The sequence below is a fragment of the Paraclostridium dentum genome (assembly GCF_012922555.1).
Lineage (GTDB): Bacteria > Bacillota > Clostridia > Peptostreptococcales > Peptostreptococcaceae > Paraclostridium > Paraclostridium dentum.
In genome coordinates this window covers 208,038-221,029 of sequence record NZ_WIPK01000002.1, presented here as the reverse complement: position 1 = coordinate 221,029, position 12,992 = coordinate 208,038, and the positions used below count along the sequence as shown (strand labels likewise).

Below are 12,992 nucleotides of genomic sequence, written 5' to 3'. Positions count from 1 at the left end.
ATAAAGCAGGTTCTATTAAATAATAGAACCTGCTTTATTTTTATTAAACATTAGATAAAACTCTTATCTTCGTCTCTTCATCTAATATATTAAATACTTTTAAACTTTCATATTCTTCAACCATAGATGCCTGTAAATACTTATATAACACATCTAAAACTGCATATTGCCCTTGGTTTCTAAAATATAACTGCAAATTAGATATATAAATCATATAACACTTATTCATTCTGATTTCTACATATTGTGAGTTACTTGACAACCTTGCATTTTCAAATAGCTCTTTTAACCTCATATATGCACATTCTGAATCTCTATTAGTTACACAGTCACTTAATCTTTCATCTAGAGCGTTCTCTATGTTTAAAACAGCATCTCTATCCATATAAAATTCTATATAGCAATTATTCTTACTGTATTTAAATTGGTAAAAATCAGTTATTAAGCACATGACTACACTCCTTCACTTAATACTATAATTATGATGACTTTATTAGTATTTTCAATTTGCAATCATATTTATACACATAAAGTAAAAAAAAATAAAAAGCTTACGCTTTTTATTTTTATAAAACTCTTCTTGCATTAGTAAATTTAGAATTATAGTAACTATTGAACTGTGATATTACAACTTTTCCAGCTCCTGATGAAGCATGTATAAATTCATTATTTCCAATATATATACCAACATGGTTTACTACACCGTCTCCATCTGTATCAAAGAAAACTAAATCTCCTTTTTGAAGATTACTTTTGCTAACAGATGTTCCATATTTACTTTGCTCTTTAGAAACTCTAGGAAGGTTTACTCCTGCTCCATTTTTAAATGAGTACATAGTAAATCCTGAACAATCAAAAGTATTTGGACCTTCAGCTCCCCATACATATGTCTTTCCTAATTGTTGTTTAGCAATATTTATAACTTTATCTGCACTAGATGATTGTCCTGGATTTTCTCCACCACCTGAGTTTATATCTCCTAAATATTGAGATGATACATATCCTACTGTTCCATTATAATTTATTTTTGCCCATCCATTACTTTCTGATATTACTCCTACTTGCGTTCCTCTGCTTAATGATCTTATAACTGAGTAATTAGTTCCTGGACCTTGTCTAAAGTTTACACTGCTAGCAGTAACTTGTTTATTTTCTTTTACTGTATTATCTTCTTGTCCGCCACCTGAATTTATATCCCCTAAATATTGAGATGATATATATCCTATTGTTCCATTATAGCTTATTTTTGCCCATCCATTACTTTCTGATATTACTCCTACTTTAGTTCCTTTGCTTAAAGCTGTTATTACTGAGTAATTAGTTCCTGGTCCTTTTCTAAAGTTAACACTACTTCCTGTTACTTGTTTATTTTCTTTTACTGTATTATCTTCTTGTCCGCCACCTGAATTTATATCTCCTAGGTATTGAGATGATATATATCCAACTGTTCCATTACAGCTTATTTTAGCCCATCCATTGCTTTCTGATATTAAGCCTACTTGTGTTCCTTTATTTAAACTTTTTATAACTGAATAACTTGTTCCCGGACCTTGTCTAAAGTTTACGCTGTTTCCTGTAACTTGCTTATTCCCTTTTACAGTATTATCCTCTTCATTTGCTGTAGATCCTGATACATAATCACTATGTACAAATCCTTCTGTTCCATTGTACTTAATTTTTGTCCAAGAACCTACAGTTTCTATATATTCAACTTTATCTCCTGTGTTTAACTTTCCAATAGATGAGTAATTAGTCCCTGGCCCTTGTCTAAAGTTTACAGAATTCCCTTTTATAGTTCTATAATCAACACTTTTAGTTTGTTCATTCGTATTAGCAAACGATACCCCCGTAGAAGCTGGAATTATTATCGCCGCTGAAATTAATCCAGCTATCATGCTTTTTTTCTTCAAATTCATATATTTACTTTGCTCCTCTCCCTATAAATATTCGATAATTTCAATAATATATTTTTATACTATAGTTATTATTACAAAATTGTAACATTTTGTCTACATTTGTAACGACTTCCCAATTATTACCTAGTTATATGTCAATTCATTATATACGGATTTTTTACTTTTTTCTTTATACATATAATTTTTATAGTTTTCTTGAAGTTACTTCTTTTTATGTGCTAATATATTTAATAGGTTTTATTAAGGAGGTTTTAAATATGAAACTGATATTAGCAGAAAAACCCTCTGTTGCTAAAACAATAGCCTCATTTTTAGGTGCTAAAACTAAACGTGATGGATATTTTGAAGGAAATGGCTATATAGTTACTTATGCTGTAGGTCATTTAGTATCTTTATATGATGTTAAAGATTACGATAAGTCTTATGCAGGATCTTGGAAAAGTGAAAACTTTCCTTTTATACCTGATAAATTTAGATTCAAAGTTGACGGGTCTAAATCTAAGCAATTTAATATAGTAAAATCGTTAATTCATAGGGACGATGTTGAAGAAATTATAAATGCTACAGATAATGACCGTGAAGGTGAACTGATAGCTTTTTTGATTTTTCTAACAGCTAAAAATAAAAAGCCTATAAAAAGAATACTAGTAAATGAATGGACTCCTGAAGATATTAAAAGAGGCCTTTCCACTTTAAAAACAGATGAACAGATGAGAAATCTGCAAGCTGCAGGCTATACAAGACTAGTAACTGATTGGCTAATTGGAATTAATTTTACATCAATGACTACTTTAAAATACGGAAATGGAAAGCTATTAAATATTGGTAGAGTTATACTTCCAACTGTAAAGTTAGTTTACGATAGAGATATGGAAATAGCTAATTTTATTCCTAAAACATATTATGAAATAGAAGGAAACTTCAGTTGTACTAATGGTAAATATAAAGGTAAGTATATAAAAGGAAAAGAATCAAAATTTGATAGTATAGATGATGCTAACAAAGTAATCGATAGTATAACATCCCCTACTGGTATTGTTAAAGATAAGAAAGTTACAACATCTAAAGAGTATGCTCCTAAGTTATTTAGTTTAACATCTCTTCAAGGTTACATAACTTCAAAATACTCTAGCTTTACTTCTGATAAAGTCTTGAAAGTGTGTCAGTCTTTATATGAAGGTAAGGGAAAAGGTGGATATATAACATATCCAAGAACTGATTCTATATACTTAGAGGAAAGCTTAGCTGGTAAGGCATCTCAAACTTTAGAGAAACTTAAAGTTGGACTTACTTATGCAGATAAAATTAAATTTACTAAAAGTAAAAGAGTTTTTGATTCTTCAAAAGTTGATAGCCATAGTGCCATTATGCCAACTTACATAATTCCTAATAAGCTAACTCCTGATGAAGAAATTGTATATAATGCTATAAAAGATAGATTTGTAGCTAACTTCATGCCTCCCGCTGAATATGAAAACACTGAAATTCATACTTTCGTGGATGACCATAAATTTTTAACAAAAGGTAAAGTTCTTAAAGTTAAAGGATACTTAGAAGTATATAATAAGGAAGAAAAAGATGATTTATTGCCGTTTGTTAACAAAGATGAAGTTGTAGATGTTGTTAAAATGGATATATTAACAAAACAAACTACACCTCCTAAATCTTATACAGAAGATACACTTCTTAAAGCTATGAAAAACTGCGGTAAAAATGTATCTGATGAGGATACAGCAGTTTTATCAGGCTACTCAATAGGTACTTCTGCTACTCGTGCTGAAGTTTTAAAGAAAATTTCAGAAGTGGGCTATGTAAATAAAAAAGGTAAATCTTATTATATTACTGATTTAGGTAAAAACTTAGTTGATATATTCCCTTTGAAGGATTTACTAGATGTTGATTACACTGGTAAACTTGAAAAAAGCTTAAGTGATATTCAAAGAGGAGAGTTTACTAGAAGTGAGTACCTTACAAATATAATGAACTTCATAGTAAATGGAGTTGAGGCTATAAAAAATGATAGTAATAAAAATATTAGTACTGAAGTTTATAGCTATAATCCTAAAACCAAAAGATATTCTAAGGGAACTTTCTCTAATGATGGAGCAAAGCAAGAAAGCTTTGGAAAATGTCCAGTCTGTCAAAATGACGTGGTTGAATGTTCTAAAGGTTATATTTGCACCAATTATAAAGAATGTAAATTTGGAATTTGGAATAGTGATAAATTCTTATTAGCTTTAAAGAAAAAACCTAATAAAACTATGGTAAAAAGCATTTTAAAAAGTGGCTCTGCTAAAGTTAAAGGTTTGACTAGCAAAAGTGGAAATAAATTTGATGCTATTTTAAAATACACTAAAAAAGATAATGGGTATTTCTCTTGGGATATGGAATTTGAGAAAGAGAAAGAGAAAGAAAAAGAAAAAGAGAAGTAAGTTAAATCTGATTAGGTAGTGAATCATATAATATATGTCTTTCCTTTACACGACGTACTTCGTACGTGAGTGTTTCGTCAATACATATATTATACGATTCACCTTTTCAGAAATAATTTACTTCTCTTTTATGTTTATATACATCATTTGTTGATACTATTGATTAATTTGATTAAGTTATTTTTAAAGCTTATATCATCTTCTTTTTGTCTTTTTTTAGGTCCTTTCATTCTAGAACCTGCATTTCTAGCTTTTTTAGATATGTGTCTTGTAAATAATAATTGATCAATATTTTCACTTGTATAAAGCTTCCCATTTTGATTTATTGGATTACCTGATTTAGCTAAAACCATAGCCGCAAGCCCATAATCTTGAGTTACTACTATATCATTTTTATTAACCTTGTTTACTAATGCAAAATCTACAGAGTCTGCCCCTTTAGATAAAATTATAGTTTCTATACCTTTCTTATTAAATATATGAGAAGTATCACACATTAGTATTACTTCTATTCCCAGTTTTTTCGCAACTTCTATAGTTATATCAACAACAGGGCATCCATCTGCATCTATTAAAATTTTCATATCATTCTCCTAATCATTTGACTTCACTTAATTATAAACTAAAATAATCGAAAAAAAAAAGACTGTTTCCGATACAGTCTTTTAAATGGGTGGGTATTAGGTTTAAAATACTATTTATGGGGGGATAGTATTTCATCTAAAGGTTATAAGGGTGCCATTGGGAGAATGAACACCCGCTTTAATATTTATGTCAATTCCTATTGTTTTCTAGTTGTTTTTTGTCTAATCTTGTTGTCTATGTATACATAGTACTACAGATTTTTACCAAATTCCATATTAAAAAAAATATTTTTTATAAAAATTTTATTTTATGACAAATTAAAATGAAACGTTAAACTTAAATTATAATTTTTTAATGCTGTTTAATTTTATTTACCTTTTTCACTCCATGTAATGCTATAAATATAAATCCTAACTTATATATAGTAGGAATTATTATTCTAAAATATATATATAATTTATGATCTATTATATCTAAAACCCTAGGCCCTATTCCCCATAATGCAGGATATCCTATCCAAATTATTGTAGTAAACAAAGCTAATAGTTTATATAATTTATATTCGTAACACCCTTGAAGACTAGCTATATTTTCTAAAGGTCCCCAAATTAGCCAGAAGTTTATAATAAAAAATACACAACTAATCAAAAGTGTAATACCATTTGTAAAGCCAGTTGTATTGTTTGAAGTTATAAAGCTAATTGTCATAATCAAATATACAAAGATTATACCTAATACAAGCTTCTTGTTTTTATGATCATAATACATTCCAATTGATCCTAATATATTAATTAGCATAGGAGTTATAATCAACCAATCTAAATATATAATTATCATGTAAAAACTCCTACTTGGATGTATGTTCATAAAAATAGCTTTAATGATATATAAAGATACTGAGATTAGTAACGCATAAAAACTTAAATTATAAAATTTCTTAGGAACATAATCTATCTTTTTTCTCATAAATATTATCATAAGCATTCCTACTAACATAAGGAATATACATGCCCAATTTATCAATATAATTTCGTGCTTCATTTTAATATCCTTTCATTTTTACTTATAATCCTATCTTTACCAAATTAACAAAAAATAGACTGATTAAGTTTACTAAATATTTATAACCAGCCTATTTTGTCTATTTTATTATTATCCCCATTAGTTTAGCTAACTCTAAAGTTTGTGCAACCGAAAATGTAGCTCCCCTTAGATCATTTAGTTTAACTTCACAACCGTCTATACTAGAAGTAGTAAAGTCAACCCCATTCAATGGAGTTCCACTAAATATAGAACTATTTAAATCTGAAGAATTTAATATTAGTTTATTATTTTGTACTTCTTGGAAAACTGCATTTTGAAAATCTGAATCTGTAATTAAAACTCCCTTAAATTTTGAAAATGAAAAATTAGAATATCTACCTAAACAATCTTTAAATTCAACATCTTTTAAAATCGCATCTTCAAACAACGCTCCGGTCAACTTGCAATTTACAAATTTAGTTCGATAAATACCACTATCATCAAAATTAATATTCGATAAATTACAATTTTCAAATATCACATCAGTTATATCAATTTTTCTAAAATCGCAACTTTCAAATTCTACATTTTTAAATATACAAGAATTCAAACTAAGCCTAACTTCATAAATACCTGATATTGTAGTATTTTCAATTATTTTATTTTCTAAGTATTCCTCTTCAAAAATTTCATCAATTACATTCGTTGGTATCCCCAAATTATTGCTTATCTTTGGCTCTTGTATTTTATTTTTCATATCTAAAACTCCTTTATATCTTTATATGACTTTTCTTTATCTTCTTTATGAGTTTCAGTTTCTTTTCCATATCCATAAACATTTCTATATCTATATATAAAAGTCACAGAAATTATCATAGATAAAACTTCTGCTATTGGTACTGCAAGCCATACTCCATTTACACCTAAAAACCTAGGTAAAATTAATATTCCTGATATTATAAATACAAATGTTCTTAAGAATGATACAGCTGCTGATATTTTCCCATTTGAAAATGCTGTAAACATAGCTGATGAGAAAATATTTATTCCTGTAAATAAAAAACTTAGTGAGAAAAGTGAAAAACCTTTGTATCCTATATCAAACACAGTAGTTCCTTTAGGCGAGAATATTCCTACTATATTTGGAGCAAACAATATTGAAATTATAAATAAAGTAACTGAACTCATTAATATAAATCTTATACTATACTTAATTATTTTTTTAAGTTCTGATTTATTATCATTACCATAATTATAACTTATAATTGGCGCAACTCCAGAAGAAAATCCTATATATGCAGAATTTATTAAAAATTCTCCATATAAAACTATCGTTATAGCTGCTACTCCATCTGCTCCTAATAATTTCATCATCGCTAAATTAAATAACATAGTAGTTACTCCAGTTGAAAGATTTGTAACCATCTCTGAAGAACCATTAGAACATGCTTTTAATATTACTTTTAAATCAAATCTTGGTTTTACAAAATGAATAATAGATTTCTTTTTCATAAAATATATAGTTCCAAGTACTGCTGGTATTAAATTTCCCATACCAGTTGCAATAGCTGCTCCAGATATTCCCATATTCATTGGAACTATAAATATATAATCTAAAATCATATTAGTAAGACCACCAATTATAGTCAAAGTAAGACCCACTTTTGGCTTTCCTGCTGTTATTGTTAGATATTGAAATAATAAGTTGACTATAAATGCTGGAGCAAATATAAGAAGCGCAGAAAAATAGTCTATACAATACTTATACAACTCATCTGTAGATCCTAATAAATTCAAAATTTTATTAGAAAATATAAATCCTATTAAAGATATTAATATTCCTAAAATAACTCCTATCAATACAATTAAAGTAAAGTTTTCTTTAGCTTCTCTACTTTTATTTTCTCCTAATTTTTTAGCTATAACTGCACTTCCACCTGTAGCTAACATTACCGCAACAGCTATTACGATATTTAAAAACGGATATACTATGTTAACTGCTGACAATGCATCTGTATTTACAAACCTAGATACAAATACTCCATCAACAATTGTATATAAAGATATAAACACCAACATAACAATAGATGGTATAGTGAACTTTATAAGTGATGAAAATTTAAAACTTTTTGCTAATGAATTTTCCATATTAACCTCCTAAAAACTTTCTCTCATAATAATATAAAGTATGTAGTTACTCCACAGTCAAGTCGTATTTTAAAATTTTATTTAAAATTTTTTGTTTATTCTCAAATTTTAGGGGTATTGAAATTAAAGAGGTGACATTAATATGAATAATCTAGATAAAATATTTATTAAAGAATTTCTTTCAAAGCTTGATACTAATCCATTTGAGGTTAAGCTTTGGGATGGAGAAGAATTTTTAGTCGGAGAAGGAAACCCTTCTTTTAAAGTTTGTTTCAATAATCCACTAAGTAAAAAAGATTTACTTACTAGCACATCATTAACTCTAGGTGAAGCTTACATGCGTGGTGACATTACCATTGATGGAGACCTATTACTTACTCTCGATACTTTATTTGGTTGTCAAAAAGATCATTTCCACACTAACTTTGCTAAGCTTGGTAAAATATTTTCAAAAGCTGGTAATGAAAAGAAACAAAAATCTGAAGTTTGCTATCATTACAATCTAGGTAATAACTTTTACAGTCTTTGGCTAGACAAAACACTTAGCTACTCTTGCGCTTATTTCAAAAACGAAACTGATACACTTTATGAAGCTCAAATGAATAAAATACATCATATATTAAAGAAACTACAGTTATCTGAAGGCGAAACTCTACTTGATATAGGATGTGGATGGGGTTATCTTCTTATAGAAGCCGCAAAAAAATATAAAATAAAAGGTACTGGTATTACTTTAAGTGAAGAACAACAAAAAAAATTCCAAGAAAGAATAAAAGAAGAAGGTCTTGAGGATTATTTAGAAGTTAAATTAATGGACTATAGAGATCTTGAACACTCTGGAATGTCTTTTGATAAAATAGTTAGTGTTGGAATGCTTGAACATGTAGGGCGTGAACATTATGATTTATACTTAAAAAATGTTAATAGTGTTTTAAAACCAAAAGGTCTTTTCTTATTACATTACATAAGCGGTCTTACAGAATCTCCTGGTGATGCTTGGATAAAAAAATATATATTCCCTGGTGGAGTTATTCCTTCTTTACGCGAAATTATAGATATATTCCCTAAATACGATTTCTATACTTTAGATGTAGAAAGTTTAAGAAGACATTATACAAGAACTCTAATTGAGTGGTATAAAAACTTTGATAAAGAAAGAGATACTGTAAAAGGAATGTTTGGAGAAGAGTTTGTGAGAATGTGGGATTTATACCTTACTTCTTGTGCTGCTTGCTTCAATAATGGAGTAATAGACTTACATCAAATTTTAATAAGCAAAGGTGTTAACAACGACATTAAAATGACTAGAGCTTATATGTACGAAGATTAATTAAATTTAAAAATGAGTAAATTTCTTGTTATAATTTAAACCAATTGTGGTGGGAAATGTGTACATTTTTAAATATTACATAAGAACATAAATATTTATAATTAATTACATATTATAAAAGCTGTCTCAAATATATAGCTTATGATAAATTTATACTTTCATTGCTATTAATTTTGAGACAGCTTTTTATTTACATTTTTATAGTTCCATCTACTATATTAATTATTCTATCTGCTTTCTTAGCTATATTTATATCATGAGTTATAACTATTAATGTTTGCTTAAACTTTCTTATAGATTTTTTTAATAACTCCATTACTTCATCTGTTGTTTTACTGTCTAAGTTTCCTGTAGGCTCATCTGCAAGAATTATACTTGGCTTTGTTGATAATGCTCTTCCTATTGCAACCCTTTGTTGTTGTCCTCCTGATAATTGACTAGGAAGATGATTTTTTCTATCTTTAAGACCTAAAACCTCTATTAGTTCACTTATGTATATTTCATCTATATCATCGTTACCTAACATTAGTGGAAGTTCTATATTTTCCTCTACATTTAGTACAGGAATTAAATTGTATTGTTGAAATACAAACCCCACTTCTTTTCTTCTATATTCTGCTAGTTCAATATCTTTTAGCTTACTAATATCTTTTCCATTTACTTTTATGCTTCCACTACTTATCTTCTCAAGCCCTCCTAATAAGTGAAGAAGTGTACTTTTACCACTTCCACTAGGCCCTATTATTGCAACAAATTCTCCCTTTTCTATATTTATATTAACATTATTTAATGCGTTTACTTTACTTTCTTTATTACCATAAGTTTTTGATAAATTTATAGTTTCTAAAATTGACATATTAAATCCTCCCAATATCCTTATTCATTTATATTTATCATTTCAACTACACTTACTTTTTCTAATTTTTTAGCAGGTAAGTAAGTTGCAAGTACTCCAATTAATGCATTTATTACTATTATCGATATATAATCTATATATCTTATACTAAATTCAATCCCAAACTTAGATACTCCAAACGAGTCATATGTTGTTTTGTTTAGAATTAAAGATACAAATATAATTATTAAACTAGATATTGCTGTATATATAATCCCTTCAAATATTATCATTTTTCTAAAATCTTTATTATTAAGACCTACTGCTCTTAACATTCCAAATTCATTAGTTCTATCTACTATGCTTTGGCTTATATTATTTACTACATTCACAACTGCAATTACAAATAGCACTATTACTATAGCAGCATTGAAAACTCTAGATTTTTCATACATTGCATCAGAATTTCTCTTTTCTTCAATTATATTTCTAGCCATGGCACCTTTAACTTTTATAGTCGTCTTTAGGATTTCATCGTAAACCTTTTTGTCATTTGCACCTTCTTTTAAGTTTATATTTATAGCTTGATAAGCTGTACTATTTGTTGCTTTAGAAAATGTATCTTCGCTCACTATTACATCTACGCAATGATCGCTTGTATACGTATCTTCTGCCATAAATGGATAGCTAACTACTGCCCCTACCTTAAATTCTTTTTCTATATACTTACCATCAGTGTCTTCTAACCTTATAAACTCTATAGGTCTTTTCCCATCTTCTCTAAATTTAACTTTAACAGTATCTCCTACCTTTATATTTGCAACTGGCTTACCATTATCAACATTATAGTAAGTTACACCTCCATCAAACTTTTCTTCGGTAACCATAGGAACATAAACTACTGCTAAATCTTCTTTTTTCATTTTTTCATTATCTATGTTTCCTTGTACTAAAAATTTATTTAATTCTTTTAAAGCTTTTTCATCATATCCTCTAAGATTTTGTTTTAATATCAACTCATCATTTATTTTATCTTTTACAAGATATCCTTTAAAAAGGTTACTTCCCCTGATAGATTTATTTATAGAATCAAAATAGCCCTTATTAGCTATATTCCCTTTATTTATAACCATTCTTCCATTCATTATTTGAGATTTTACTACTTCTTTTACCCCATCTATATTTTCAATTTGTTTTATATCTTCTTTACTTAAGCCATTTCTTTGATTATCAGCCCCATAAATATCTATTCTCATATCAGAGTTATTAAACAGTCCCCTATCTGTAATAAAGTCATCTGATTGAGACAAATGTGAACGATAGTTTGAGTTTATAAATAAAATCCCGCAAATACTCATTGATAAAACTATCATTATAAATCGTTTTTTATTTCTTAATATGTTTTTAAAAGATATAGCTTTATATGTTTTCATATATTTACTTAAATCTTTAACACTTACCCTATTTCTTTTTATGCTATTTTCTTTTCTGTTACCTTTTATAGAGTCTATAATAGATAACTTATTTATCTTTCTATATGTAAAAAATGATATTAAAAGTAATATTAAAACCATAAATAATATAGATAGTGTTATTTCAAATAAGGGATACACCATATGTGAACTTATAATTTTTCCATCTAAAGCTATACTTGTTTTTAATTCACTTGATTTTTTATAAGCTATTAAAGATGCTCCTAATCCTCCTAAAAGCCCTATAGGCATACCTATAATACCCAAAGTCATTAATTCATTTAATATCAATTTAAATACCTTTGAATTTCTAGCTCCTATTGCCCTTAATACTCCATATTCTCTAAATCTTTTATACATAGATATATTAAAAATACTGTATATAACTATTCCGCATATTAAACTTATAACTAATACACTCAATATATTATCTAAGCTAATATTGTTTGCATCATTTGAAATTGATATAAAGTCTTCTTGAATCCCTATATTGTCTTTATTTATATTAGCTTTTTTTGCAAGTTCTAAAGAATAATCCTGTATATCTATTTTCTCATTAAAAGCTACTCCAACTTCTAAATGTTCACTTCCCTTTTGAAGAGGTAAGTACATTTGCATTTTGGCTACTTGCTTTTCAGTAGGTCTATCTTTTATAATTCCTACTAATTTAAATTCTTCATCTTTTACATTCTTGTTTATATCTTCAACATTAAGCTTTATATTTTGGTTTAATGTAGGCTGTATTCCTAAGTTTTTTAAAACCCATTCTTCAGCTACTATTTCATTTTTTTCTTTTGGAAGTCTTCCCTTTTCAAGCTTTGAATTTGATATTATATAATCATCATTACAATTTAACATTATAACAGATTGTTTTTCTTTATCCGTCGTAATTCCATGAAAATTAAAAGCACCTACATTTTCTACATCACTAGACTTTTCAATTTTTTCTAACTGATTGTAATCTAAGTCTTTAAATGTTGTATGATATATTCCCGTATTGTATTTCATTGTTTGTAATTCATTCATTTTTTCTGTTTTTGTTAAAGTTAATACTCCAACTATCATACCTACCGATAAAATGATACTTAGTATAATTGCAAATGACCTAGCCTTATAGGCTTTCATATATCGAACTCCTAAGTTTAAATTTTTTTTCATTATTCTTCCCCTCTCTTTTAAACTACTTTATCGCTACAGTAGAATTCTACATTAAATTTTTTATCAAAAACGTAATTTAGGTTCATTGTATAA

The 12,992-nt window shown here is 27.7% G+C and carries 10 protein-coding genes; 2 read left to right on the top strand and 8 right to left on the bottom strand.

The annotated features are described in order from the left end of the window. Positions 1-43: 43 nt before the first annotated feature. Positions 44-451, bottom strand: a complete 408-nt coding sequence (locus GFJ41_RS06975) for a hypothetical protein (protein WP_170074963.1) — start codon at positions 449-451, stop codon at positions 44-46. A gap of 115 nt (positions 452-566) precedes the next feature. Further along, positions 567-1,916, bottom strand: coding sequence for a C40 family peptidase (locus GFJ41_RS06970; RefSeq protein ID WP_170074962.1), 1,350 nt, complete (start codon positions 1,914-1,916; stop codon positions 567-569). Positions 1,917-2,173: 257 nt separating this feature from the next. Between GFJ41_RS06970 and GFJ41_RS06965 the strand changes: the two genes are divergently transcribed. Next, a complete protein-coding gene (locus tag GFJ41_RS06965; RefSeq protein WP_170074961.1) occupies positions 2,174-4,348 on the top strand; it encodes a type IA DNA topoisomerase in 2,175 nt (724 codons plus the stop codon). 143 nt (positions 4,349-4,491) lie between these two features. On the opposite strand, the gene GFJ41_RS06960 is transcribed toward GFJ41_RS06965, so the two are convergent. The 4 genes from GFJ41_RS06960 to GFJ41_RS06945 form a co-directional block, all read right to left on the bottom strand. Then, positions 4,492-4,932, bottom strand: a complete 441-nt coding sequence (locus tag GFJ41_RS06960; protein WP_170074960.1) for a YaiI/YqxD family protein — start codon at positions 4,930-4,932, stop codon at positions 4,492-4,494. A 352-nt stretch (positions 4,933-5,284) separates the two neighbouring features. Continuing rightward, positions 5,285-5,974 carry a bacteriorhodopsin gene (locus GFJ41_RS06955; RefSeq protein WP_170074959.1) on the bottom strand — a complete coding sequence of 230 codons (690 nt, stop codon included), beginning with the start codon at positions 5,972-5,974 and terminating at the stop codon, positions 5,285-5,287. A gap of 100 nt (positions 5,975-6,074) precedes the next feature. Then, positions 6,075-6,713: a pentapeptide repeat-containing protein gene (locus GFJ41_RS06950; RefSeq protein ID WP_170074958.1), complete on the bottom strand. Its 639-nt coding sequence runs from the start codon at positions 6,711-6,713 to the stop codon at positions 6,075-6,077. A 2-nt stretch (positions 6,714-6,715) separates the two neighbouring features. Next, entirely contained in the window at positions 6,716-8,104 is a 1,389-nt protein-coding gene (locus GFJ41_RS06945; RefSeq protein WP_170074957.1) for an MATE family efflux transporter, read from the bottom strand. 142 nt (positions 8,105-8,246) lie between these two features. Here GFJ41_RS06945 and GFJ41_RS06940 point away from each other — a divergent pair, with 142 nt between their 5' ends. Beyond that, positions 8,247-9,434 (top strand): SAM-dependent methyltransferase, encoded by a 1,188-nt coding sequence (locus GFJ41_RS06940; RefSeq protein ID WP_021429880.1) that lies wholly within the window; start codon positions 8,247-8,249, stop codon positions 9,432-9,434. 190 nt (positions 9,435-9,624) lie between these two features. Here the strand turns inward: GFJ41_RS06940 and GFJ41_RS06935 are convergent, their stop codons facing one another. Continuing rightward, positions 9,625-10,290 (bottom strand): ABC transporter ATP-binding protein, encoded by a 666-nt coding sequence (locus tag GFJ41_RS06935; RefSeq protein ID WP_170074956.1) that lies wholly within the window; start codon positions 10,288-10,290, stop codon positions 9,625-9,627. Between the two features lie 20 nt (positions 10,291-10,310). Further along, entirely contained in the window at positions 10,311-12,899 is a 2,589-nt protein-coding gene (locus GFJ41_RS06930) for an ABC transporter permease (protein ID WP_170074955.1), read from the bottom strand. Between the last annotated feature and the right edge of the window lie 93 nt (positions 12,900-12,992).